The organism is Streptomyces sp. JLYT201, from assembly GCF_059448825.1.
This window is the reverse complement of sequence record NZ_CM182551.1, coordinates 5,691,516-5,716,323: the sequence shown is the minus strand read 5'-3', so window position 1 is coordinate 5,716,323 and position 24,808 is coordinate 5,691,516. Positions and strand designations below refer to the sequence as shown.

The 24,808-nt window shown below is 72.8% G+C and carries 21 protein-coding genes; 5 read left to right on the top strand and 16 right to left on the bottom strand.

Features of this window, described 5'->3' with window-relative positions; genetic code table 11:
- Positions 1-458: 458 nt before the first annotated feature.
- A complete protein-coding gene (locus AC5WAM_RS24010; RefSeq protein ID WP_495518767.1) occupies positions 459-827 on the bottom strand; it encodes a VOC family protein in 369 nt (122 codons plus the stop codon).
- Complete coding sequence (locus tag AC5WAM_RS24005) at positions 827-1,672, bottom strand: trans-aconitate 2-methyltransferase (RefSeq protein ID WP_495518766.1); 846 nt, start codon at positions 1,670-1,672, stop codon at positions 827-829. The genes AC5WAM_RS24010 and AC5WAM_RS24005 overlap by 1 nt, the downstream gene beginning before the upstream one ends.
- Before the next feature lie 280 nt (positions 1,673-1,952).
- Here AC5WAM_RS24005 and tamR point away from each other — a divergent pair, with 280 nt between their 5' ends.
- Positions 1,953-2,450, top strand: a complete 498-nt coding sequence (gene tamR / locus AC5WAM_RS24000; protein ID WP_138960157.1) for a MarR family transcriptional regulator TamR — start codon at positions 1,953-1,955, stop codon at positions 2,448-2,450.
- On the opposite strand, the gene AC5WAM_RS23995 is transcribed toward tamR, so the two are convergent.
- On the bottom strand, positions 2,409-3,188 hold the full coding sequence (locus AC5WAM_RS23995; protein WP_138960158.1) for a LuxR C-terminal-related transcriptional regulator: 780 nt from the start codon (positions 3,186-3,188) through the stop codon (positions 2,409-2,411). The two genes, tamR and AC5WAM_RS23995, sit on opposite strands and share 42 nt — an antisense overlap.
- Before the next feature lie 235 nt (positions 3,189-3,423).
- On the opposite strand from AC5WAM_RS23995, the gene AC5WAM_RS23990 reads away from it, so the two are divergent.
- Entirely contained in the window at positions 3,424-3,879 is a 456-nt protein-coding gene (locus AC5WAM_RS23990) for a GNAT family N-acetyltransferase (protein WP_366791550.1), read from the top strand.
- A gap of 173 nt (positions 3,880-4,052) precedes the next feature.
- Here the strand turns inward: AC5WAM_RS23990 and galK are convergent, their stop codons facing one another.
- From galK to galT, 3 genes are read right to left on the bottom strand one after another with little or no spacing between them, the layout of a single operon-like run.
- The gene (galK, locus tag AC5WAM_RS23985; RefSeq protein WP_495518765.1) at positions 4,053-5,198 is read right to left on the bottom strand and encodes a galactokinase; all 1,146 of its coding nucleotides are present in this window, start codon (positions 5,196-5,198) and stop codon (positions 4,053-4,055) included.
- 7 nt (positions 5,199-5,205) lie between these two features.
- Complete coding sequence (gene galE, locus AC5WAM_RS23980) at positions 5,206-6,165, bottom strand: UDP-glucose 4-epimerase GalE (protein ID WP_366791552.1); 960 nt, start codon at positions 6,163-6,165, stop codon at positions 5,206-5,208.
- Positions 6,165-7,214, bottom strand: a complete 1,050-nt coding sequence (gene galT / locus AC5WAM_RS23975; RefSeq protein ID WP_495518764.1) for a galactose-1-phosphate uridylyltransferase — start codon at positions 7,212-7,214, stop codon at positions 6,165-6,167. The genes galE and galT overlap by 1 nt, the downstream gene beginning before the upstream one ends.
- A 256-nt stretch (positions 7,215-7,470) precedes the next feature.
- Between galT and AC5WAM_RS23970 the strand changes: the two genes are divergently transcribed.
- Together AC5WAM_RS23970 and AC5WAM_RS23965 are read left to right on the top strand one after the other, a co-directional pair.
- Positions 7,471-9,156 (top strand): sodium:solute symporter family protein, encoded by a 1,686-nt coding sequence (locus tag AC5WAM_RS23970; RefSeq protein WP_495518763.1) that lies wholly within the window; start codon positions 7,471-7,473, stop codon positions 9,154-9,156.
- Between the two features lie 18 nt (positions 9,157-9,174).
- The gene (locus AC5WAM_RS23965) at positions 9,175-9,447 is read left to right on the top strand and encodes a hypothetical protein (protein ID WP_366791555.1); all 273 of its coding nucleotides are present in this window, start codon (positions 9,175-9,177) and stop codon (positions 9,445-9,447) included.
- Between the two features lie 295 nt (positions 9,448-9,742).
- Here the strand turns inward: AC5WAM_RS23965 and AC5WAM_RS23960 are convergent, their stop codons facing one another.
- The 10 genes from AC5WAM_RS23960 to rsmI all read right to left on the bottom strand — a co-directional run bounded on the left by AC5WAM_RS23960 (position 9,743) and on the right by rsmI (position 22,911).
- Positions 9,743-10,450 carry a helix-turn-helix transcriptional regulator gene (locus AC5WAM_RS23960; protein WP_495518762.1) on the bottom strand — a complete coding sequence of 236 codons (708 nt, stop codon included), beginning with the start codon at positions 10,448-10,450 and terminating at the stop codon, positions 9,743-9,745.
- A gap of 290 nt (positions 10,451-10,740) precedes the next feature.
- Positions 10,741-12,699 (bottom strand): outer membrane protein assembly factor BamB family protein, encoded by a 1,959-nt coding sequence (locus tag AC5WAM_RS23955; protein ID WP_495518761.1) that lies wholly within the window; start codon positions 12,697-12,699, stop codon positions 10,741-10,743.
- 49 nt (positions 12,700-12,748) lie between these two features.
- Positions 12,749-14,581, bottom strand: coding sequence for an outer membrane protein assembly factor BamB family protein (locus AC5WAM_RS23950; protein WP_495518760.1), 1,833 nt, complete (start codon positions 14,579-14,581; stop codon positions 12,749-12,751).
- 146 nt (positions 14,582-14,727) lie between these two features.
- Positions 14,728-16,533, bottom strand: coding sequence for an ABC-F family ATP-binding cassette domain-containing protein (locus AC5WAM_RS23945; protein WP_366791559.1), 1,806 nt, complete (start codon positions 16,531-16,533; stop codon positions 14,728-14,730).
- 84 nt (positions 16,534-16,617) lie between these two features.
- Positions 16,618-17,505, bottom strand: a complete 888-nt coding sequence (locus tag AC5WAM_RS23940; protein WP_366791560.1) for a 4-(cytidine 5'-diphospho)-2-C-methyl-D-erythritol kinase — start codon at positions 17,503-17,505, stop codon at positions 16,618-16,620.
- Positions 17,502-18,371: a 16S rRNA (adenine(1518)-N(6)/adenine(1519)-N(6))-dimethyltransferase RsmA gene (gene rsmA / locus AC5WAM_RS23935; protein WP_495518759.1), complete on the bottom strand. Its 870-nt coding sequence runs from the start codon at positions 18,369-18,371 to the stop codon at positions 17,502-17,504. The genes AC5WAM_RS23940 and rsmA overlap by 4 nt, the downstream gene beginning before the upstream one ends.
- A gap of 239 nt (positions 18,372-18,610) precedes the next feature.
- Positions 18,611-20,119 (bottom strand): resuscitation-promoting factor, encoded by a 1,509-nt coding sequence (locus AC5WAM_RS23930; protein ID WP_495518758.1) that lies wholly within the window; start codon positions 20,117-20,119, stop codon positions 18,611-18,613.
- A gap of 159 nt (positions 20,120-20,278) precedes the next feature.
- Positions 20,279-21,148 (bottom strand): TatD family hydrolase, encoded by an 870-nt coding sequence (locus AC5WAM_RS23925; protein WP_366791563.1) that lies wholly within the window; start codon positions 21,146-21,148, stop codon positions 20,279-20,281.
- Positions 21,149-21,210: 62 nt separating this feature from the next.
- Positions 21,211-21,639 carry a hypothetical protein gene (locus AC5WAM_RS23920; protein WP_366791564.1) on the bottom strand — a complete coding sequence of 143 codons (429 nt, stop codon included), beginning with the start codon at positions 21,637-21,639 and terminating at the stop codon, positions 21,211-21,213.
- 360 nt (positions 21,640-21,999) lie between these two features.
- Positions 22,000-22,911, bottom strand: coding sequence for a 16S rRNA (cytidine(1402)-2'-O)-methyltransferase (gene rsmI, locus AC5WAM_RS23915; RefSeq protein ID WP_366791565.1), 912 nt, complete (start codon positions 22,909-22,911; stop codon positions 22,000-22,002).
- Between the two features lie 62 nt (positions 22,912-22,973).
- Here rsmI and AC5WAM_RS23910 point away from each other — a divergent pair, with 62 nt between their 5' ends.
- On the top strand, positions 22,974-24,716 hold the full coding sequence (locus tag AC5WAM_RS23910; RefSeq protein ID WP_366791566.1) for a dolichyl-phosphate-mannose--protein mannosyltransferase: 1,743 nt from the start codon (positions 22,974-22,976) through the stop codon (positions 24,714-24,716).
- Positions 24,717-24,808 lie beyond the last annotated feature (92 nt).

Genomic DNA, 24,808 nt, shown 5'->3' with positions numbered 1-24,808 from the left:
CCGCCCCCCCGGCTCCACGCGGCTCGGCCCCGGCGAGGGGGCCGTCAGTGGTGCCCCACGGAACTCGGCGGGGCCGTCCTGGCCCGCCGGAGCCCGGCTTCGGCGTGGAGGCCTGTGGGCCAGGTCCCTGGCCCCTGGTGGGGGCGGGTGGGTGGGCCTGCCCCGGCGGCGCGCAGCGCAGCCCCATGTCGCGAGGGCCGCAGGCGAGCGCCCCGCCCCGGGACCACGCGCCCGGGGCGGCGGGGCGGCAGACGGGACCGCCCCGGCGGGGCCCGCGGCGGGCGCCCGTCCCGCAGGGCCCCGGCCCAAGGGACCCAGCCCAAGGCGCACGGCCCGAGGCGCAAAGCGCACGACCCAAGGGACAAAAGGGGCCCTGCCCAAGGCGCACAACCCAAGCGGCCCAGCCCAAGGCGCAAGGCGCACGGCTCAAGGGGCCCGGCCCAAGGGCCCCGTGGGGCTCAGGCCCGAGGGGACGGTTCCAGGAACTCCAGGCGGTTGCCTGCGGGGTCGTGGGCGTAGAAACGACGATGGCCAGGGAGCGCGTCGTCCCAGACGACGCCGACCCCGTGGGCCACGAGCCGCGCGGCGTACGCGTCGATGCCGGTGACCCGCAGCCCGGGATGGGCCTTGCGCGCGGGCCGGAAGCCGTCCTCGATCCCGAGGTGGAGCTGGACGGCCCCCGCCCGGAACCAGCAGCCGCCGCGTGCCGCGAGCCCCGGCGGCTTGGGCACCTCCTCCATCCCTAGGACGTCCGCGTAGAAGGCGCGCAGGGACGGTTCGCTGCCGGGCGGCGCGGCCAGCTGCACGTGGTCGAGGGCGGTCAGCATCACACCGCCCCCTCGGCCCCGGCCTTGCGGGCCACCGCGAAGAGGCGGCGGAAGGGGAAGACCGTGCCGTGGTCCCGCCGGGGGTAGGCCTCGCGCAGCAGGGCGCCGTACTCGTCGAGGAAGTCCTCGGTGGCCCGGGGGTCGTCGGCGAGGGCCGTGAGGACGGGCCGGAGTCCGGTGCCCTTGACCCAGTCGAGGACCGCGTCCTGACCGGGCAGGACCTGGAGGTAGGTGGTCTCCCAGACGTCGGTGGCGCAGCCGAGCGCGCTGAGGAGGTCGAGGTAGGCGGCGGGTTCGAGGACGGCGTCCGCGTGGCGCAGGTGCCCGGCGAGGCGTGCGCGCCAGCGCGGCGCCGCCGCCAGGTCCCGCATCAGCGCGTGGCTGGGCGCGTCGAAGTTGGCCGGGACCTGGAAGGCGAAGGTGCCGCCGGGTGCGAGGGCGTGGATCCAGGCGGCGAAGGAGTCGGCGTGTCCGGGCACCCACTGGAAGGTGGCGTTGGACAGGATCAGGTCGTACGGCTCCGGTGGCGTCCACCGGGCGAGGTCGGCGTGGGCGAAGTCCACGCGGCCCCCGCGGGGTGTGGTTCCGGCGTGGTCGGCGGCGCGCTCCAGCATCTCGGGCGAGTTGTCGTAGCCGGTGATGTGGGCGTCGGGCCAGCGTTCGGCGATGAGGGCGGTGGAGTTGCCGGGCCCGCAGCCGAGGTCGGCGATGCGCGGGGGCCGCCCGTGGGCGGGCGCGCTCACGTGGGCGAGCAGATCGGTGAGGGCGCGGTTGCGGTGGCCCGCGTGGCGCAGGTACTGGTTCGGGTCCCAGGTGGGGGACGCGGGGGACGGCGTGGACGGCATGAGGGGGCTCCTCTGCGGCGCACGGGCGCAGGCCGTACGGCGGGACCGTACGGGCGCGGGTGCGGTCGGACGGGGCCGTACGGGCGGGGCGCGGCGGCGGGGGTCCGCGCGCGGCCCGGCGGGTGCGCGGCGCGTGGCGCGCGCCACCGGGGCGTGCGGACGCACGCCGTACGGCCACCCCGTGCGGACTGGGCGTGCCGATCGGTCGTCGCCATCCTCACCCCCCGACTATCTTGACGTCAAGAGACTTCATGTCGACAGACCCCCTACACTGATCGTCATGGAGGACGAGGTCGACCGGCTGGTCGCTGCATGGCGTCGGGAGCGCCCTGACCTCGACGTGGAACCGCTCGAGGTGCTGAGCCGCGTGAGCAGGCTGGCGCGCCATCTCGACCGGGCACGTCGGCTGGCGTTCTCCGAGCACGAGCTGGAGCCCTGGGAGTTCGACGTACTGACCTCGCTCAGACGCGCGGGCGCCCCCTACCAGCTGTCCCCGGGCCAGCTCCTCACCCAGACCCTGGTGACCTCGGGCACGATGACGAACCGCATCGACCGGCTCGCCAAGAAGGGGCTCGTGGAGCGCCTGCCCGATCCGAGCGACCGCCGCGGCGTGCTCGTGCGGCTCACCGACGAGGGCCGCGACCGCGCCGACCAGGCCCTCGCGGGGCTCCTTGAGCAGGAGCGGGCGATCCTCGGCGAGCTGTCGCGCGCCCAGCGCGGTGAACTGGCGGCGCTGCTACGCCAGTTGACCGCCCCGTTCGACAACGTCCCCGGCTAGGTCGACGGGCCCGACCCCGGCCCTGCGGGCGAGGGCGACGGCGGCGAGCGTGGAGTGCACGCCGAGTTTGCCGAGCACGTTCTGCATGTGGGTGCGGACGGTGTGCGGGGACAGGAAGAGGCGTTCCGCGACGGCCTTGCGGCCGAGGCCCGCGACCATGCAGCGCAGCACCTCGCGCTCGCGCGGCGTCAGGGACTCCACGAGCCGCTCGGACTCCGTACGGTGCTTGCGGGCGGCCGTCAGCTCGCGCAGTACGCCGGTGAGCAGGGCGGGCGGCAGGTGCGTCTCGTCCCGCAGCACGCCGCGGATGACGGTGAGCAGCCGGGACAGGGAGCAGTCCTTCGCCACCCAGCCGGAGGCCCCGGCCTGGAGCGCGAGCGCGGCGCGGCGCGGGTCGTCCTTCTCCGCGAGGACGACGGTCCGCACGGCGGGCTGCGCCGAACGCACGCCCGTGACCAGGGAGATGCCGTCCACGAGCCCGTCCGCCTGGCCGTCGTGCACCGGCACCGCCGGGCGGGCCGCGCTGTGCAGCACGGGCGCGGTGCCGCCGAGGTCGGCGTCGACGAGCAGCACGTCGTATCTGCGGCCTTCGGCGGCCGCGCGGTCAAGGCAGCGCAGCGCCGCCGGGCCGCTGCCCGCGGCGGACACGTCCACGTCGGGCTCGGCGGCGAGTGCGGCCGCGAGCGACTCGGCGAAGATGCGATGGTCGTCGACGACCAGGACTCGGATACGAACCACGGAAACCCCCACAGGCTGGAGGACGGTGGACCAAGTGCGGATACGGCGCCCGGCCTGAGGGAGCGCCACAGCCGCACGGCCGCCGCCGTGCTGTGACTGCCACCCCCAGGCCGGGCGTCGTACCCGACTGTCTCGCCCCCTGAACGGCGCCGGCCCCCACCGGCGCTGTCCTTCAGAGTACGGACGGGGGCCCGGAGCGGAAGTGGATTTGCAGAACTGATTGTCCGGCGCGTTTATGGTGAGCCGTATGTTTCGTATTGAGACGGGAGTCGACAAAGAACGGCTTCGTCTGCTTCGGGCGCGGCTGCGGGCGGCCAATACGGACGCCTCACCCGTACTGCGGGCGATGCGCGGGACCCCCGCCGAGCGGGAAGTTCCGCTCGGGATATGGGCGTTGGGGGACGACGACGCGCTGGTCGGGGGCCTGTCCGGGCACACGTGGGCGGGGTGGCTGCATGTGGGCCTGCTCTGGGTCGCGCCGGGCGCGCGGGGCGCGGGCCTGGGCGCGCGGTTGCTCGCGCGGGCGGAGGCGGTGGCCCTGGCGGAGCGCGGCTGCCGCAACTCCCGCCTGGAGACGTGGGACTTCCAGGCCCCCGCGTTCTACGAGCAGCAGGGCTACGCGGTGGTGTGCGCCATCCCCGACTACCCGGAGGGCGTCACGGAGTACACCCTGACGAAGCGCCTGGGCTGACCCTGCCGGGGGCCTCCCCCATCCCGCCCCTTCCCGATTCCTGGGGGCTCCGCCCCCAGACCCCCGCTCCTCAAACGCCGGAGGGGCTGGAACACAGCGCCGTTGTCGGGGGTCCAAGGGGGCGGAGCCCCCTTGTTCGGGAAGGGGCGGGCCTGGGGAGGCCCCCGGCAGGGCTACGCCACCCGGTGCGCCCCCCGCGACGGCTCCGCCTCGAAGACGCGGGGCTCGGGGAAGCCCGCCCGGGCGAAGGCGGTGCGGAGGGCCTTCGTGAGGGCCTCCGTCTCGCCCGCCTCCGCGAGGACGACCGCGGAGCCGCCGAACCCGCCCCCGGTCATGCGCGCGCCCAGCGCCCCCGCCCCGCACGCCGTCTCGACGGCGAGGTCGAGTTCGGGGCAGGAGATGCGCAGGTCGTCCCGGAGGGAGGCATGGCCTTCGGTGAGGAGCGGGCCGATGCCGCGTACGTCGCCCGCGTCGAGGAGCGCCGCGACCCGCTCGACCCGGTGGTCGTCGGAGACGACGTGCCGCACGTAGCGGCGGACGCGGTCGTCGGCCAAGCGGTCCAGGGCCGCGGGGAGTTCGGCGTACGGGACGTCGCGCAGATGGGTCACGCCGAGCGCGCGCGCCCCGGCCTCGCAGCCCGCGCGCCGCTCCGCGTACGCCCCGTCGCCCAGCTCGTGCCGCACGCGCGTGTCGACGACGAGCAGGCGAAGGCCGTGCGCGGCGAGGTCGAAGGGGACCTGGCGCACGGACAGGTCGCGGCAGTCGAGGTGCAGCACGTGGCCGGGCTCGCAGACGGCGGACGCCGTCTGGTCCATGACGCCGCACGGCACGCCCACGAACGCGTTCTCGGCGCGCTGGGCGATGAGCGCCAACTCCCGCCGGTTCAGGCCGAGTTGGTAGAGGTCGTTCAGAGCGAGCGCCGTCACCACCTCCAGTGCCGCCGAGGAGGACAGGCCCGCCCCGGTCGGCACCGTGGAGGCCAGGTGCAGATCCGCGCCGCCGACCCGGTGCCCGGCCTCGCGCAGCGCCCAGACGACGCCGGCGGGGTAGGCGGCCCAGCCTCCGCTGTCGGAGAGCGGCTCAAGAGCGGCCGCGGCGAGTTCGACGACGGGTCCCTCGACGTCGGCGGAGTGCAGCCGCAGGGTCCCGTCGTCGCGGCGGGCGACCGCGGCCACCGCCGTGTGCGGCAGGGCGAGCGGCATCACGAAGCCCTCGTTGAAGTCCGTGTACTCGCCGATGAGGTTGACGCGGCCCGGCGCCGCCCACACCCCGGCGGGTTCGTATCCGTAGAGGGTGGTGAACTCCTCGGCGACGGACATGGGCCGGTTACCCCTTTCGCTGGGCGAAGGCCCAGGCGTCGGCGACGATGCCCGCGAGGTCGGCGCGGGCGGGCCGCCAGCCGAGGCGCTCGTGGGCGGTGGCGGCGGAGGCGACGAGGACCGCCGGGTCGCCGCCCCTGCGCGCGGCCACGACCTCGGGGATCGGGTGCCCGGTCACCTTGCGGACGGTCTCGATGACCTCGCGCACGGAGAAGCCGCTGCCGTTGCCGAGGTTGCAGATGAGGTGTTCGCCCGGCGTGGCGGCGTCGAGGGCGCGCAGATGGGCGTCGGCGAGGTCGGCGACGTGGATGTAGTCGCGTACGCAGGTGCCGTCGGGGGTGGCGTAGTCGTCGCCGAAGACGGAGATCGCCTCGCGCCTGCCCTGGGCGACCTGGAGGACGAGCGGGATGAGGTGGGACTCGGGGTCGTGGCGCTCGCCGAACTCGCCGTAGGCGCCCGCCACGTTGAAGTAGCGCAGGGAGACCGCGCCCAGGCCGTGGGCCTTCGCCTCGCCCGTGATCATGTGGTCGACGGCGAGCTTGGAGGCGCCGTAGGGGGAGGTCGGGGCGGTCGGGTCGGTCTCCTTGATGGGGGTGCTCACCGGTTCGCCGTAGGTCGCGGCGGTGGAGGAGAAGACGAGCGTGCGCACGCCCGCGTCGCGCATGGCGGCGAGGAGCGCCATGGTGCCGCCCACGTTGTTGTCCCAGTACTTCTCGGGCTTGGCGACGGACTCGCCGACCTGGGAGAAGGCGGCGAAGTGCAGGACGCCCGCGTATGAGGAATCCAGCCACTTGGCGGCATCGCGGATGTCGCCCTCGATGAAGGTGGCGCCCGCGGGGACGCCCTCGCGGAAGCCCGTGGCGAGGTTGTCGAGGACCGTGACCTGGTGCCCGGCCTCGATCAGATGCTGTGCGACGACGCTGCCGACATAGCCCGCGCCGCCCGTGACCAGGTACTTCGCACTCATCAACTCGCTACCTCTCGCAGTCGCTCGGCCGCGGTCTCCGGCGGCACGTCGTTGATGAACACACTCATGCCGGATTCGGAACCCGCGAGGAACTTCAGCTTGCCCGAAGTGCGGCGAATGGTGAAAAGCTCGAGGTGGAGCGCGAAGTCGTCGCGGTTGACGCCGTCCAGGGCGGCGAAGGGCGCCTGGTGCCAGGCCGCGATGTAGGGGGTCGGTGACCCGTCCGCGGCGAAGAGGCGGTCGAAGCGCTTGAGCAGCTCCAGATAGACGCCGGGGAACTCGGCGCGCGCCGCCTCGTCGAGGGCGAGCAGGTCGGGGACGCGGCGCTTGGGGTAGAGGTGCACCTCGTAGGGCCAGTGCGCGGCGTGCGGCACGAAGGCCACCCAGTGCGCGGCGTCCAGGACGACGCGGGCGCCCGCGCGCTCGTCGGCGAGGACGTCGTCGAAGAGGTTGCGGCCGCCGGTGGTCTCCTTGTGCGCGGCCAGGGAGCGCAGCATCAGGGCCGTGCGGGGGGTCACGAAGGGGTAGGCGTAGATCTGGCCGTGCGGGTGGCCGAGGGTCACGCCGATCTCCGCGCCCCGGTTCTCGAAGCAGAACACCTGCTGGACGGCGGGCAGGTGGGACAGCTCGGCGGTGCGGTCGGTCCAGGCGTCCAGGACGAGGCGGGCCTGCTCCTCGGTGAGGTCGGCGAAGGACGCCGTGTGGTCGGAGGTGAAGCAGACGACCTCGCAGCGGCCCGCGTCGCCCGCGAGGGAGGGGAAGCGGTTCTCGAACACCACGACGTCGTACGTGGGCTCGGGGATCTCGGTGGGCCGCTCGGGGGTGGAGGGGCACAGCGGGCACTGGTCGGCCGGGGGGTGGTAGGTGCGGCCCTGGCGGTGGGACGCGATCGCCACGCTGTCGCCGAGGAGGGGGTCCCGGCGGATCTCGGAGGTGGTGGCGACGGCGTCGAGGGGGCGCCGGTCGGGGGCGGCGCGGACGGTGTCGTCGCGCACGTCGTAGTAGATGAGCTCACGACCGTCAGCGAGACGCGTCGAGGTCTTCTTCACGTGTGGGGCTCCTCATCCGGCCCGCCAACAGAACCGAACATAACAAATCACAAGCCAACAGCATCGTCAATGCCCACCGCCGGTGCGCATCCCCCACACCGTCAGTAATCACGTAAACCAGGCACCCGTAGAGACTCGATCACAATCAAACAAAGAACATCAACAGAACTGTTCACTTACTGAAGCGGTCGGCGTAGGTTCCCGTCTGATCAGTTCGCGTGCCGAAGCGAGTTCTCATCGGATCCCGGAGTTCTGCATGCCCGCACCCACATACACCCTGGCCGAGGGGCTCCGGCTGCCCACCAACGGCCTCGACTACACCATCCTCGCCCTCTACTTCGTGGTCGTCCTCGGCATCGGGTTCGCCGCCCGGCGCTCCGTGCGGACCAGCCTCGACTTCTTCCTGTCCGGCCGCTCGCTGCCCGCCTGGGTGACCGGCCTCGCCTTCGTGGCCGCCAACCTCGGCGCCACCGAGATCCTCGGCATGGCCGCGACCGGCGCGCAGTACGGCGTCGCCGTCGTGCACTGGTACTGGATCGGCGCCATCCCCGCGATGGTCTTCCTGGGCCTCGTGATGATGCCCTTCTACTACCGCTCGAAGGTGCGCTCGGTCCCCGAGTTCCTGCTCCAGCGCTTCGACAGGTCCGCCCACCTGCTCAGCTCGGCGCTCTTCGCCTTCGCCGCGGTCCTCATCGCGGGCGTGAACCTCTACGCCCTGTCGATCGTCGTGGAGGCGCTGCTCGGCTGGCCGCAGTGGGTCGCGATCGTGGTCGCCGGGATCTTCGTGCTCGCGTACATCACCGTCGGCGGCCTGTCCTCGGCGATCTACAACGAGGTCCTCCAGTTCTTCGTCATCCTCGCCGCGCTCATCCCGATCTGCGTCATCGGCATGAAGAAGGTCGGCGGCTGGGACGGCCTGAGCGGCAACCTGGAGAAGAGCCACGGGGACGACTTCCTCACCGCCTGGGGCGGCACCGGCATCGGCGACCCCAACCCGCTCGGCGCCAACTGGCTGACCATCATCCTGGGCCTCGGCTTCGTGCTCTCCTTCGGCTACTGGACGACCAACTTCGCCGAGGTGCAGCGCGCCCTGTCCGCGAAGAACCTCTCCGCCGCGCAGCGCACCCCGCTGATCGCCGCGTTCCCGAAGATGTTCATCGTGTTCCTGGTGATGCTGCCCGGCCTCATCGCGGCCGTGCTCGTCCCGAAGATCGGCACGGCGGGCTCGGACCTCACCTACAACGACGCGATCCCCTATCTGATGCAGGAGCTGCTGCCCAACGGCGTCCTCGGCATCGCGGTCACCGGCCTGCTCGCCGCGTTCATGGCGGGCATGGCGGCCAACGTGTCCTCCTTCAACACCGTGTTCACGTACGACATCTGGGCGCGGTACGTGGTCACGGGGCGCGAGGACGGCTACTACCTGAGGTTCGGCCGGCTCATCACCGCGATCGGCGTGCTCGCCTCGATCGGCACGGCCTTCATCGCCTCGTCCTTCTCCAACATCATGGGCTACCTCCAGACGCTGTTCTCCTTCTTCAACGTCCCGATGTTCGTGGTCTTCGTCATCGGCATGTTCTGGAAGCGCGCCTCCATGAAATCCGGCGTGTGGGGCCTGGTCGCGGGCACCAGCGCCGCGATGCTCAACTACTTCTGGATCTACAAGCAGGGCGTCGTCGACATCCCCACCGACCAGGGCGCCAACTTCGTCTCCGCGATCGTCGGCTTCCTCGCCGGTGCGGTGGTGATGGTGGTGATCACGCTCTTCACCGCGCCCAAGCCCGCGGCCGAGCTCGCCGGGCTCGTGTACGGCACCGCGTCGCCGGGCCTGGAGGACGACGGCGCCGAGCCGGGCGACTCCGCCTGGTACCGCAGGCCCGCGCTGCTCGGGTGGGGCGCGGTGGTGCTCGCCGCGGCCTGCTACGTCCCCTACTCGTTCTGACCGGAGGTCCGAGCCACCATGTCCGACCTGCAGAAGGAAGTCTCCGACCTGGAGCGGAAGTCCGCGACGGCCGCGCGCCTCTTCGACATCCGGCGCATCATCGGGGGGCTGTTCGTCGTCTACGGCGTGATCGTGACGATCGCGGGGATCACGGCGTCCGACGCCGACCTCGACAAGGCCGAGGGCATCAACATCAACCTCTGGACCGGCCTGGGCATGCTCGCCCTCGGCCTCTTCTTCCTCGTCTGGCTGTGGCTGCGGCCGACACCGCCCCCTGTCCGGGAGGACTGACCCGCGTGGGACGCCCCTGACCCGCCCCTTCCCGATCCGGAGGCTGCCGCCCCCGGGCCCCCGCCCTTTCGGCGCTCCGCGCCTCGTCCTCAAACTCCCCCAAGCTCTTAAGGAGCAGGGGGTACCCCCTCGACGGGCTGGATGTCTCCGGTGCGGGCCGCGTCTCGTCCGCAGGCCGCGGACCCATCCCGGCCGACAGACGGGATGCGGCGCGCAGCGGCACTCTTCAGCCCGTCCGGCGTTTGAGGACGAGGCCGGAGGCCGATGGGGGCCGGGCCGCGCAGGGCTGTGGGGGCTACTGGGGCGAGCCCGAGTTGTTCACGCGGCCGCCCGGGGTGGGGCGTTCGGCGCGGTCGAGGAGGCCCGTGCGGGCGGCCAGCGCCGCCGCTTCGAGGCGGGAGCCGACGCCCAGCTTCATCAGCACGCGCTGCACATGCGTCCGCGCCGTACTGGGCGCGATGCCCATCCCCGCCGCGATGAGCCGCGTGTCCTCACCGTCCGCGACCCGTACGAGCACCTCGACCTCACGCGGCGTGAGCATCTGGAGGAGCCGCTGCCCCTCGTCGTCGGGCTGTGCCGCGGGGTTGAGCAGCTCGCTGAAGGCGCCTTGGAGCAATTGGGGCGCGACGGCGGCCTCACCGGCGCGCGCCTTCATGATGGCGCGCTCGACTCCTTCGATGCGCTCGTCGTGCCGTACGTACCCGGAGGCGCCGGAGGCGAAGGCCGCCGCGATGCCGCGCGGCGACGGCACGGGCCCGAGCACCACCACGGCCACCTGCGGACGCTCCCGCTTGATCTTGACCACGGGGTCGAACATGCCCGGCTCGGCAGGTGTCGCCGTGCCGAGCAGACACACCTCGGGGGCCCTGCTGATGACCAGTTCGGCCGCGCCCGCGGCCGGTGCGGCCGCGGCCAGCACCCGGTGCCCGCGCAGCTTGAGCGCCGACGCGAGCGCCTCGGCGAGCAGACGGTGGTCGTCGACCACCATGAGCCGCACACCCATCGAGCAACCCCCCAATGTCCCCCACGGATTCCCCCACTGGTCCCCCCACGGACCCGGGGCCCCGGCCCTCCATCCCCCGGAAGCTACACGCTTGTTCGACGTTGCGCTGCCCCTACCGTCCAGATGCAGCCCTGGATGCCGAAATCACTGCCTTTGGGGTAGCGGCAGTACGGGAGTACGGAGAGTGAACGGCCCCGGAGACGGGAAAGGCCCCGGACCGCGCGGTCCGGGGCCTTTCGTGGCGGTGCGTGACCGGTGCCCGAGCGGTCGGGCACCGGTCACGCACCGGCTCACTCCGTGGTGAAGCCGAGCGCGATGTACTCCTTGTCGTCCTTGGAGTACGGCTTGCTGATCAGCTCCTTGCCCAGGAACAGATGGCCGTTGCCGTACAGGACCTCGTTGGACTTGGGGACCATGCCGCTGATGGCGCTGCTGACCGATTCGGTCGCAGGCGTCTCCAGGAGCGTGGTCTCCTTCATCGACTTGCCGTCGAGCGAGACGACCTTGGCGCCCTTGTTGTAGCCGCCGCCCTTGTACGCGAGGACGTTGCCGCCGTCCATGCGCAGCGGGAACATCTCGCCGTCCTTGCCCGCGTCCGCGCGGTCACCGGTGGTCTTGCCCGTGGCCAGCGAGAAGCCGATGATCTCGTTGGTGAAGCCGTAGCCGGAGCCGCCCGCGTCGTGCTGGCGCGTGGGCACGTACAGCTTGTCGTTGCCGACGGCGATCGCGCGGCAGCTGTAGACCTTGTTGACGTCGCAGTCGTGGGAGTACTTGCCGTCCTCCAGCTTGATGCGGGCGCGCAGCTTGCCGTTGTTGCTCAGCGAGAAGACGTCCGTGGCGCCGCTGGCGGTGATCTCCTCGGTGTCCTGGCCGAAGACGACCGGGCTGGTCGAGATGATCTTGGCGTTGTCGATGCCCGCGGCCAGTGCGTAACTCCACTTGACGTCGCCCGACTTGGGGTCGATCAGCTGGATCTTCAGCTTGGGGTCGTCGTAGTCGCCGCACTTGCGGACCGCGACGAGCTGCTCGCCGCCCGCGTAGCCGACGTCCTTGCACTTGTCGCCGATCTGCGGCTTCCACAGGAGCTTGCCGGAGAGGTCCCAGGCGGCGCCGGTGCCGCCGGTGCCGGAGCCCGCGGCGATGGTGGAGCCGGAGATGGTGATCTCCTCGAACTCCACCTTCATGCCGCTGTTGGTGACGTCCTTGGTCCACAGCTTCTTGCCGGTCTTCACGTTGACCGCGGAGACCTGGCTGCAGTCCGGGTACTTGTTCGCCTTGGTGGCCTTGGCGTCCTTGGCGACGACCGCGGCGATGCCGTCCTTGGTGATCTCCTTGGAGACCGCGCAGGTCTCGCCGGTGAGCGGAACCGACCACTTCTGCTTGCCGGACGCGGGGTCGTAGGCGATCAGGGCGTGGTCCTTGTCCTTGCCCTGGTAGCCGGACTTGACGACCACGTCGTCGGTCAGCCAGGAGCCCTCGACGCTCCACACGTCGTCCTTGGGGACGGCCGGGGCGGGGACCTGGAAGGCCACCTTGGCGCCGGTGTCGGCCGGGGCCTTCTCCTTGGCGGGGCCGCCGGAGGGCAGGTCCTTCTTGTCGCCGCCCTTGCCGTCCTTGCCGCCGTCCTTCTTGGCGCTGCTGCTCTTGTCGTCGTCCTTCTTCGTGGACGCGTAGATCACGCCGCCGCCGACGATCAGCGCGATCGCGGCGACCGCCGCGACGATGATCGTCATCTGCTTCTTCTTGCCGCTGGAACCGCCGGGGCCGCCGGGGCCCGTGGGCTGCGGCTGCATCGACACGGTGGGCGGCTGCGGGTAGCCGTACTGCTGCTGTCCGGGCGCGCCGGGCTGGCCCGGGTAGCCGTAGCCGGGCTGCTGGCCGTAGGCGGGCGCGGCGGGCTGGCCGTACGCGGGGGCCGCGGGCTGCCCGTAGGCCGGAGCGGCGGGCTGGCCGTACGCGGGCGGGGCGGGCGGCGCCTGCGGCGGAGCGGCGGGCGGCGGGGTCTGCGGCGGGGCCGCGGGCGGCGGCGTCTGGGGCGGCTGCGGGGCCTGGGGCGGCTGGGGCGCCTGGGGGTGGCCGTACGGCGCCTGACCCGGCTGGCCCTGCGGGGGCGGCGGCGGGGTGCCCGGTGCCTGCGGGTAGCCGTAGCCCGGCTCCGGAGCCTTGCCGAAACCGCCGGGCGGCGGGTCCTGCGGGGCGCCGAACCCGCCCTGCGGGGGCTCGTTGGGCGGCTGAGGCGGCTGAGTCATGACGTGAATTCCTTGGGGGGACGGAAGGGGAACGAGGCGTGGGGGAGGGTCACTTGCCGTAGGCGAGCATCAGCTTCTCGCGGCCCTGCGCGCTGCCGGACAGGCGCGTGGTGGAGAGGTAGAAGCGCCCGTCCACGTAGTCGATCGCCTTCGAGAAGAAGCCGTTCTCGATCTTCGCCGTGCCCTCGGGGTTCTTGAGGAGCGTCTTCGGCGCGTGCGAGCCGGTCGGCGCGATGGAGACGACCTGGCCGCCGCTGCTGTACGACGGCTTGACGTAGGCGACGAGCCGGCCGTCCTGCATCTTCATCGGCATCATCGAGGTGTCCGACGGCGACTTGACGCGCCAGTTCGCCTTGCCGGTGTTCAGGCCGATCGCGACGATCTCGTTGGCGCCGCTCGTCTTCTTGGTCGGCAGGTAGAGGTACGTGTCGTCGGCGACGGCGCCCGCGCAGCCCTGGAGGTCGCTCACCATGACGCCGCCCCAGCCGCACTCGGGCGCGAAGTCCTCGTTGACGCGGACCTCGGAACGGGTCGCGGAGCTACCCGGCTTGAGCGTGGTGATGTTCCACTGCTTCTTGTCCTCGTTGGTGAGGTAGAGGACGGCCGGGGTGGTGGAGTAGACCTTGTTCAGACGCCAGCCCTTGGGGAACTTCTTCGTCCACTTGGCCTTGCCCGTCTTCGGGTCCAGTTCCTGGATCTCGTCGTGCTCGGTGGGCGTGCTGGCGCCGCAGGACAGCGCCCGCAGCATCCGGTCACCGCCGGTGAAGCCGTTCGGGAAGCAGGTGCCCTCGTCCTTCTTGCGGGAGACGAAGAGCTCGTCGCCGCCGCTCATGCTGTACGCGGTGCCGGACTGCGAGCGGCCGACCATCAGCGTGTCCCCGGTGATGGTCAGCTCGATGCTGAGCGTGGAGTCGAAGAGACCTTCCTCCTTGATCTGCTTCGTCCAGCCCTTCTTGCCCGTCTTCAGGTCGATGACCTGGAGCTGGTCGCACTTGGCGTCGCTCTTCGTGCCGCCCTTGTACGCGATGACGACCTTGCCGTCCTCGCTGACCTGCTTGGACGCCGCGCAGATGTCCTGGGGCAGTTCGAGGGCGGGCCAGGCGGGCTTGCCGGACTCGACGTCGTAGCCGAGGACTTCCTTGTAGACGGCCTTCACGGCGACGCCGTCCTGGACCCACATGCCGGGGGCGTCGGCGCCCTTGCCGGGGGCCTTGGGGGCCTCCTTGTACCAGAGCACCTTCGACTCGCCGGGCTTGCGGCCCTCGTTGAGGTCCTCCTTGCCCGCGTGGCCGTCGCCGCTGCCGTCGCCCGGGTTGACCGGGGCGGAGGCGGTGGGCTTGGAGTCCTTGTCCTTGGACTCGGACTTCTTCTCGTCGTCATCGCCGCGGGTGAGCGCGAACACCGCGCCGCCCGCGACGAGCAGGGTCGCCACCGCGGCCCCGATGATCACCGCGGTCTTGCCCTTGAAGGGGCCCTTGCCGCCGCCACCGCCGGGCGGGGGCGCGCTCGCCGGGCCGCCCGGGTACTGCTGCTGCGGGAAGCCGTAACCGGCGGGCTGCTGCTGGCCGTAGGGGCCGGGCTGCGGCGGCTGGCCGTAGCCGGGCTGCTGGGGCTGGCCGTACGGGCCCGGCTGCTGGGGCTGGCCGTAGGGGCCGGGCTGTGCGGGCTGACCGTAGCCGGGCTGCTGCGGATAGCCGTACGCGCCTGCCTGCGCGGGCGGCTGCTGGGGCTGGCCGAAGCCGGGCTGCGGGGCCGGGGGAGGCGACTGCGGCGGACCCGCGGGAGGCGCCGGCGGCTGCGGCGGTCCTGGCTGCCGCGGGTCCTGTGGATCCTGTGGAGCTCCGAAGCCGCCGTGCGGCGGCTGATTGGGCGGCTGAGTCATCAGCGCTTCCCCCTTCACTGATTTTTCGGCACGCCAAGTGGTGCTCAGGCCGACCTTTCTATCACTCCAATCAAGCCATGGCCGGGACCGGTCCTGCCCCTGTACCCAAGGGCGGACCGGCCCGTGATGCGTCTGTTATGCGATGCTCACGCGTTCTCCGCGAGCTCCAGCCAGCGCATTTCCAACTCTTCACGCTCGCTGCCGAGTTCACGCAGTTCGGCGTCCAGTTTGGCCACCTTCTCGAAGTCTGTGGCGTTATCGGCGATCTGTGCGTGGAGGGTGCTCTCCTTGGCCGAGATCTTGTCCAGCTGCCGCTCGATCTTCTGGAGTTCCTTCTTCGCCGCGCGCACGTCGGCGGCGGAGGCCGCCTTGGTCTCCGGCTCGGGGCGCGCTGCGGGCGCCGGGGCCGCGGCCTCGGTCATCCGCTGCCTGCGCTCCAGGTACTCGTCGATGCCGCGCGGCAGCATCCGCATCGTGGCGTCGCCGAGCAGCGCGTACACGCGGTCCGTGGTGCGCTCGACGAAGAACCGGTCGTGGGAGATCACGATCATCGAGCCGGGCCAGCCGTCGAGCAGGTCCTCCAGCTGCGTCAGGGTCTCGATGTCGAGGTCGTTGGTGGGCTCGTCGAGGAACAGCACGTTCGGCTCGTCCATGAGGAGGCGGAGCAGCTGGAGCCTGCGGCGCTCACCGCCGGACAGGTCGCCGACCGGCGTCCACTGCTTCTCCTTGCTGAAGCCGAACGTCTCGCACAGCTGGCCCGCGGTCATCTCCCGGCCCTTGCCGAGGTCGACGCGCTCGCGCACCTGCTGCACGGCCTCCAGGACGCGCGTGGCCGGGTCGAGCTCGGCGACCTCCTGGGAGAGGTAGGCGAGCTTCACGGTCTTGCCGACGGCGATCCGCCCGGCCACGGGCTGCGTCTCGCCCTCGGAGCGGGCGGCCTCCGCCATGGCCCGCAGGAGCGAGGTCTTGCCCGCGCCGTTCACGCCCACCAGGCCGATGCGGTCGCCCGGGCCGAGCTGCCACGTCAGGTGCTTCAGAAGCAGCTTGGGACCGGCCTGTACGGACACGTCCTCCAGGTCGAAGACGGTCTTGCCGAGCCGCGTGGTGGCGAACTTCATCAGCTCGCTGGTGTCGCGCGGCGCCGGCACGTCCTTGATCAGCTCGTTGGCGGCCTCGACGCGGAAGCGCGGCTTGGAGGTGCGGGCCGGGGCGCCGCGGCGCAGCCACGCCAGCTCCTTGCGGACCAGGTTCTGCCGCTTGGTCTCCTCGGTGGCGGCGATGCGCTCGCGCTCGGCGCGCGCGAAGACGTAGTCGGAGTAGCCGCCCTCGTACTCGTAGACGTCTCCGCGCTGGACGTCCCACATGCGGGTGCACACCTGGTCGAGGAACCAGCGGTCGTGCGTCACGCACACGAGCGCCGAGCGGCGCTCGCGCAGGTGCCGGGCGAGCCAGGAGATGCCCTCCACGTCGAGGTGGTTGGTGGGCTCGTCGAGCACGATCAGGTCCTGCTCGGCGATGAGCAGCTGGGCGAGCGCGATGCGGCGGCGCTCGCCGCCGGACAGCGGGCCGATGACGGTGTCGAGGCCCTGCGGGAAGCCCGGCAGGTCGAGGCCGCCGAAGAGGCCCGTGAGGACGTCCCGGATCTTGGCGTTCCCGGCCCACTCGTGGTCGGCGAGGTCGCCGATGACCTCGTGCCGCACGGTCGCCGCGGGGTCGAGCGAGTCGTGCTGGGTCAGTACGCCGAGGCGCAGGCCGCCGCTGTGCGTGACGCGCCCGGTGTCGGGGTCCTCCAGCTTGGCGAGCATCCGGATGAGGGTCGTCTTGCCGTCACCGTTGCGCCCGACGACGCCGATGCGGTCGCCCTCGGAGACGCCGAGCGAGACGCCGTCGAGCAGCGCCCGGGTGCCGTACACCTTGCTGACTGCCTCGACATTGACGAGGTTGACGGCCATTTCACTCCTGACGACGGAAGACGAACCCGACCGTCCAGCGTAGTCGCCCGCCGCACGGACCTCCGGCGCCAGGAGCGCGCTGGGCTAGCGGACCGTGGCCCCGGGCGCGGGCGAGGTCGCCGTGCGGGCCGTGCGGCAGGTGCCGGACGCGCGCAGGGCGGCGGCGACCTGCTCGGCGGCGTCCGCGTCCTTGACCAGGAAGGCGGTCGTCGGGCCCGAGCCGGAGACCAGGGCGGCGAGCGCGCCCGCCGCGGTGCCCGCCGCCAGGGTGTCGGCGAGCGCGGGGAACAGCGAGAGCGCGGCGGCCTGGAGGTCGTTCGACAGGGCGGCCGCGAGGGCCGTGGCGTCGCCGGCGCGCAGCGCCTCCAGGAGGGCCCCGGAGGCCTGCGGGGCGGGGGCGTCGGGGGTGAGGCGGTCGAACTCGCGGTACACGGCGGGCGTGGAGAGGCCGCCGTCGGCGAGGGCGAACACCCAGTGGAAGTCGCCGCCCACCGCCAGCTCCTGGAGCCGCTCGCCGCGCCCGGTGCCGAGGGCGGCGCCGCCGACCAGGCTGAACGGCACGTCGCTGCCCAGCTCGGCGCAGATGTCGAGCAGCTCGGCCCGGGTCGCGCCGGTGCCCCAGAGCGCGTCGCAGGCGAGCAGGGCGCCCGCGCCGTCCGCGCTGCCGCCCGCCATGCCGCCCGCGACGGGGATGTCCTTGGCGATGTGGATGTGCACGTCGGCGGAGCGGCCGTGGCGCTCGGCGAGGGCGAGGGCCGCGCGGGCCGCGAGGTTGGTGCGGTCCAGGGGCACCTGAGCGGCGTCCGGGCCCGAGCAGGTGACGCGCAGCTCGTCGGCGGGCGCCACCGTCACCTCGTCGTACAGGCCGACGGCGAGGAAGACGTTGGCGAGGTCGTGGAAGCCGTCGGGGCGGGCGGGGCCCACCGCGAGCTGCACGTTGACCTTCGCGGGGACGCGGACGGTGACGCTCACGCCGCGGCCCCCTTGTGCTCGGCGATCCGCGCGAACTCCTCGACGGTCAGGGACTCGCCGCGCGCCTGCGGGGACACGCCCGCGGCGACCAGGGCGGCCTCGGCCGCGGCGGCGGAGCCCGCCCAGCCGGCGAGGGCGGCGCGCAGCGTCTTGCGGCGCTGGGCGAAGGCGGCGTCCACGACGGCGAACACCTCCTGCTTGGCGGCGGTGGTCCTGACCGGCTCGGTGCGCCGGACCAGAGACACGAGGCCGGAGTCGACGTTCGGCGCGGGCCAGAAGACGTTGCGCCCGATGGCGCCCGCGCGCTTGACGTCCGCGTACCAGTTGGCCTTCACGGACGGGACGCCGTACACCTTCGAGCCGGGGGCGGCGGCGAGGCGGTCGGCGACCTCGGCCTGCACCATCACGAGCGTGCGCTCCAGGCTGGGGAAGGTGTCCAGCATGTGCAGCAGCACGGGGACGGCGACGTTGTACGGGAGGTTCGCGACCAGGGCCGTCGGGGCGGGGCCCGGCAGCTCGCGCACCAGCATGGCGTCGCTGTGCACGAGGGCGAAGGAGTCCGCCTTCGCCGGGAGCCGGGCCGCGATCGTCGCCGGGAGGGCCCCGGCGAGCACGTCGTCGATCTCCACGGCGGTGACGTGCGCGGCCGTCTCCAGGAGCGCGAGGGTCAGCGAGCCGAGGCCCGGGCCCACCTCGACCACGACGTCGTCGGGGCGGACCTCCGCGGTGCGGACGATGCGGCGGACGGTGTTCGCGTCGATGACGAAGTTCTGGCCGCGCTGCTTGGTCGGCCGGACGCCGAGGGTCGCGGCCAGCTCGCGGATGTCGGCGGGGCCCAGGAGGGCGTCGTGCTCGGTGCTACTCACCGCCCCAGGGTATCCGCGCCCCGCCGCGCCCCCGGCCCGGCGGCCCGGCCGGGTGCCCCGAGGTCCGGGCTCGCAAGGCTGGGGAGTTTCGAGTGGGTGGGAGAGCGCCCGGCGCGTAGCGGCGGGCACGTAGGGCGCCACGGGCGGCGCGGTGCGTCGGGGTCGGGCGGGCGGAGCCGGGGTGGCACGGGGGGCGGGTGGGTGGGGCCCCGGTGGTCGCTGCTGGTCGGAGCCCGGGGCTAGAGGCGTTTGCCGCAGTGCGGCCAGGGGCTCGCCCCGCGCTGTACGTAGAGCTTCTTCGCGCGGTGGGTCTGTTCGGCGGCGGGGGCGTCCTGGGGGCGGCCGGAGCCGCCGAGGCCCTGCCAGGTGCGCGTGTCGAACTGGTAGAGCCCGCCGTAGGTGCCGGAGGGGTCGACCGCGTTGGGTCGCCCCCCGGACTCGCAGTGCGCGAGGGCGCCCCAGTCGAGCCCGTCGGCCCCGGGCACGGACGTGGGCGGGGCCTTCGTGCCGACCTTCACGATGCGCGTCTGCGGCTCGCGCACCACCTCGCTCTTGATGCGCCGCGGCTTCTGCTTCACGCCGTTGACGGTGCGCAGCGCGTAGGTGACCCGCCGGGCCCCTTCGTGCCCGGCCTGCACCACGGCCTCCGTGCCGCGCAGCAGCGAGGCGTCCTCGGTCTTGCGGACCTCGAAGGGGATGACCTCCTCGCGCACCTCCTTGCGGCCGGAGATGCGCATGACGGTGATGGTCTGCCCGTCGCGCGGGAAGCTGTCCTGCGGCACGGACGTCGTGTCGGAGCCGCGCAGGGTGACGCCGGACTCCTCCACGGCCTCGTGGACGGTCGCGGCGTTGGTGCGGATGGTGCGGGCCCGGCCGTCGGCCATGACGGTCACGGTGCGCTCGGTGCGGACGTCGAGTTCCAGGCCCTCGCGGGCGATGCGCTTGCTGCGCGAGGCGGACAGATAGGCGCCCTCGGCGCGCACGCCGAGCTGGCGCAGCGCGCCGTCGACGGTGCGGGCGGTGGTCCACACCTGGCGGCTCCTGCCGTCGAGGGTGAGCCGCACGGGGCGGCCGTAGCGGACGGCGATCTCGTCGCCGCTGGCGAGCACGGTCTCGGCGGTGGGCGCCACGATGTCGTGCGTGCCGACGTCCACGCCCTCGTCGGCGAGGAGTTCCCCGACGTCGTCGGCGAAGGTGTGCAGGGTGCGGGACTTGCCGTCGACGCTGAGCTGGATGGCCTTGTCGTTGGCGACGAAGGCGGAGGTGCCGCCCGCGAGGAAGGCGACGACGAGGGCCTGCGGGACGAGCCTGCGCAGGCCGTCGGGCCGCTCGCCGCCCCGCTTGCGCCGCGCGGCGCGCCGGGCCCGGGCGCGCCCCGCGCTCCGGGGCCCTTCGGCCTGCCGGGGCAGCAGGGGCGCGGCGTCGGCCTCGGCGTCGGGGTCCTGGGCGGGCCCGGGCCCGCCCAGGTCGTCCACGGCCCCGGCCCCGGCCCCGGCCCCGGCCCCGGCCCCGGCGTACTCGACGTGCTCGGTCTGCTCGGCGTATCCGCCGTACTCCGGGTCGCCGGGCGCGCTCCCGGCGCCGCCGACTGCGTACGCGCCGTACTCCCCGGCTCCCGGGGCCATCTCGTACGCCGGCCGGTACGGATCCTCGTACCCTCCGTGCCCCACGGCGGCCGCGCCGCCCCCGTACGGCTCGTGGGGCGCGAACGGCGCCTGCCCATACGTCTCGTACTGCGGTGTGCTCACGGCGACGCTCCAGCTGACATGTGAACCACTGACAAGCCATGTGCAGATCGGCTTGCAGAACCTAGCGGAGCGGCCGTCACTCTCCAAAGCAGGGTGGCTACTCTGTGTCGCGGCACTGCCCCAGGCTGTCAGGCCCCGGAACGCTTCGGTCGTTATCGATCAGTAATCAAAGGCGCGGCCCGTGTTCGCCGAGACGGCCGCGGCCATGGTGTCCTCGTCGAGACCCTTCACCTCGGCCATGGCGCGCAGCGTGACCGGAATGAGATAAGGGGCGTTCGGCCGTCCGCGGTAGGGCGCGGGGGTCAGGAACGGGGCGTCGGTCTCGACCAGGACCAGCTCCAGCGGGGCCACGGCGAGGGCCTCGCGCAGGTGCCCGGCGTTCTTGAAGGTGACGTTGCCCGCGAAGGACATGAAGTAGCCGTGCTCCGCGCACACCTCGGCCATCGCGGCGTCGCCGGAGTAGCAGTGGAAGACGGTGCGCTCGGGGGCGCCTTCCTCCTTGAGGACGCGCAGCACGTCGGCGTGGGCCTCGCGGTCGTGGATGACCAGGGCCTTGCCGTGCCGCTTGGCGATCTCGATGTGGGCGCGGAAGGACCGTTCCTGCGCGGCCATGCCCTCCGGGCCGGTGCGGAAGTGGTCGAGGCCGGTCTCGCCGACGCCCTTGACGTGCGGCAGCGCGGCGAGCCGGTCGATCTCGGCGAGCGCCTCGTCGAGCGCGGCCTCGCCTCCGGCGACCCGGGCCCCCTGCCGCGACCACCCGTCGGGATCGCCGTGCACGATGCGCGGCGCCTCGTTCGGGTGAAGGGCCACCGCCGCGTGGACGGCGGTGTGCGCGGCTGCGGTCTCGGCGGCCCAGCGGGACCCGGCGACGTCGCAGCCGACCTGGACGACCGTGGTCACGCCCACCGACGCGGCCTTGGCGAGCGCCTCGTCGACGGTGGCGGACTGCATGTCCAGGTGGGTGTGGGAGTCGGCGACCGGGACCCTGAGCGGGGCGGGTGCCGGGGGCGGGGTGGTGTCGGCGGGCATGCCCCGATCCTACGGAGCCCGGCCGCGGGCCCTCTCGCCCCGCCCCCGCGCCGCAGCGGGCCTCAGCCCGCCTTGCGGTGGTTCTGGAAGGGGTGCAGCAGGTCCGAGAGGTGCCAGTGGTGCTTGGCGGAGCCCTCCGCGGCCTCGGCGGAGCCGTCGCTCGCCGGGACCTTCGTGGCGGACGGCGGGTGCTCGGTGTGGGGCTGGCGGTGCATGGACTCGAGGGCGGACCGCACGGTCGACACCTGGCCCGCGCGCATGATCCGTACGACGTGGCCCCCGCAGTTCAGGCAGGTGGGCCGGGTGAGCGGGGACGGCACGCGCTGCCCGCCCGCCAGATACATCACGAACTCCTGCCCCTTGGCGTCCACGTGGTGCTCTATCTCGTACGACTGTTCCCAGCCGTGCCCGCAGCGCATGCAGGCGAACGCGTAGGACTCATGGACGACGTCGACAGCCGTGCGGTGACCGGTGTCTGCGATCTCACTCATGCGAGCTCCTCTTGTCCGCAGGACAAGCGCCACCGGCCCGGAGCGTCCTGCCCGGACCCGGGCCTGGCGGCGAGGGACGGGTGCGTCCCTGACCACCAGTGGACGCCTTTCCCGCAGCGAGTGCACCAGACCTGTGCACTGTTGGGCCCGATTTGGCATTCCCATAGGAATTCGGCCGAACGCGGGGCCCGCGCTTTTGCCTTTCACGATAGTCCTTTGCCAGGCGATGGGCCGCTCGGAGGAATAAAACCCCCGCGCCCCCACCGCCCGGCGAGCACGGAAAAGGTGCAGGTAGCAAGCGTGTGCGCCGGTATCTCACGCCCCTGCGCACACGCTGACGCACCCGTCTCGCCGCACGCCTCAGGGCGCGTGCTTCGCTGCGACCACGGCGTCGAAAACACGCCGCTTGGGGAGCCCGGCGTCGGCGGCCACGGCGGCGATCGCCTCCTTGCGCCGCTCCCCCGCCTCCTCGCGCGCCCGGACCCGGCGCACCAGCTCCTCGTCGTCGAGCGCGTCGGCGCTGGGCTCGGGCGCGCCCGTCACGACGACGGTGATCTCGCCGCGCACCCCGTCGGCCGCCCACTCGGCGAGCTCCTTGAGGGGGCCGCGGCGGACCTCCTCGTACGTCTTGGTCAGCTCGCGGCAGACGGCGGCCCGGCGCTCGGGCCCGAAGGCCTCGGCCATCGCGGCGAGGGCGTCGGCCAGGCGGTGCGGGGCCTCGAAGTACACGAGGGTGCGCCGCTCGTCGGCGGACTCGCGCAGGCGGGCGAGGCGCTCGCCCGCCTTGCGGGGCAGGAAGCCCTCGAAGCAGAACCGGTCCACGGGGAGCCCGGAGAGCGCGAGCGCGGTCAGCACGGCGGAGGGCCCGGGCACCGCGGTGACCCGGATGCCGCGCTCGACGGCGGCCGCGACCAGGCGGTAGCCGGGGTCGGAGACCGACGGCATGCCCGCGTCGGTCACGAGCAGCACCCGCGCGCCGCCTTCGAGCGCGTCGGCGAGTTCGGGCGTGCGCGCCGACTCGTTGCCCTCGAAGTACGACACCACGCGGCCGCCCACCGTCACGCCGAGCGCCTGCGTCAGCCGCTTGAGCCTGCGGGTGTCCTCGGCGGCCACGACGTCGGCGCGCTCCAGTTCGGCGGCGAGCCGGGGCGGGGCGTCCGCGGTGTCGCCGATGGGGGTGCCCGCGAGGACGAGCGTGCCGGTGCCGTCGCCAGAGCCCGCGGGCGTGGTGCCGGGCGGGCCGTCGGGGCTTGAGTCTGCGCTTCCTGTCACGGTTCCATCCTCGCAGGGGCGGGCCGCGGGACTGTCACAGTCTGGTTCCCTACGATGGCGCGGTGACCAGTACCGCGTCGTCCCCGGACACTCGTGAGGGCCGCCGAGCCGAGGAACAGCAGCCGTCGCCCTGGCACCGCAGACTGCGCCGCTTCGGCCACGTGGCCCGGGCCGGAGCCGACGTGCGGGCGCGGCTCGTCCCGCCGTACGCCGAACCGGGCTCGCGGATCTGGGCGGCGCTCGGGGTGCCCCCGGCCACCGCGCGGCGGCTGACCCGCTGGTCGGGCTGGGGCGGGCCGCTCCTGGTCGCCCTGGTGGCGGGCCTGCTGCGGTTCTGGAACCTGGGCAGCCCGAAGGCGGTGATATTCGACGAGACGTACTACGCCAAGGACGCCTGGGCGCTGCTCCACCGCGGCTACGAGCTGAGCTGGCCCGACAAGATCAACGACACGGTCATCCAGCAGGGTGACGGCATCGCGCTGCCCACGGACGCCGCGTACGTGGTGCATCCGCCGGTCGGCAAGTACGTGATCGCCGTCGGCGAGTGGCTGTTCGGCTTCGACCCGTTCGGCTGGCGGTTCATGACGGCGGTGCTCGGCACCCTGTCGGTCCTGATGCTGTGCCGGATCGGGCGGCGCCTGTTCCGCTCCACGTTCCTCGGCTGCCTCGCGGGCGCGCTGCTCACCGTGGACGGGCTGCACTTCGTGATGAGCCGGACCGCGCTGCTCGACCAGGTCCTCATGTTCTTCGTGCTTGCCGCGTTCGGCTGTCTCCTGGTGGACCGGGACCGGGCGCGCGCCCGGCTCGCGGCGGCGCTGCCGCCGGACGCCGACGGCGCGGTGCGCCCGGACCGGCGCGTCGCCGAGACCACGCGCCTGGGGTGGCGGCCGTGGCGCTGGGCGGCGGGGCTCTGCCTCGGCCTGGCCTTCGCGACCAAGTGGAACGGCCTGTACGTCATGGTGTTCTTCTGCCTGATGACCGTGGCCTGGGACGTGGGCGCGCGCCGCGTGGCCGGGGCGCGGCGGCCGTACGCGGCGGTGCTGAGGCTGGACGTGCTGCCCGCGTTCGTGGCGACGGTGCCGGTCGCCGTCGGCACGTATCTGCTCTCCTGGCTCGGCTGGATCCTCTCGCCGAGCGACGGCACCGGCGGCTACTACCGCAACTGGGCGGCGACGGACGGCAAGGGCGGCAGCTTCACCTGGCTCCCGGACTGGCTGCGCAGCCTGTGGCACTACGAGAACAAGGTGTACGACTTCCACGTCGGCCTGTCCTCGCCGCACACCTACCAGTCGAACCCGTGGAGCTGGATCGTCGACGGCCGTCCCGTCTCGTACTTCTACGAGTCGCCGCTGCCCGGCAAGGACGGCTGCCCGGCCGACACCAAGGAGAAGTGCGCCCGCGAGGTCCTCGCCCTCGGCACCCCGCTGCTGTGGTGGGCGGCGGGTGCCGCGCTGCTCTACGTGCTGTGGCGGTGGTTCTTCCGCAGGGACTGGCGCGCGGGCGCGATCGTCTGCGGGGTCGCGGCGGGCTATCTGCCGTGGTTCCTGTACCAGGAACGGACCATCTTCTACTTCTACGCCGTGGTCTTCGTGCCGTTCCTGTGCCTGGCCGTGGCGATGCTCGTGGGCGCGCTGATCGGGCCGCCGGGCTCCAGCGAGCGGCGCCGGGTGGCGGGCGCGGCGAGCGCGGGCGTCCTGGTCCTGCTGATCTTCTGGAACTTCATCTACTTCTGGCCGATCTACACGGGCACCGCGATCCCGATCGAGTCGTGGCGGTCGCGGATGTGGCTGGACACCTGGGTCTAGCAGGACAGACGCCCAACGGGGACACGGCGAGTGTCGTGTCCCCGTTGGGCGTCATTGGTCGTCGGCGGTCGACGCTGGTCGCCCTCGTACGG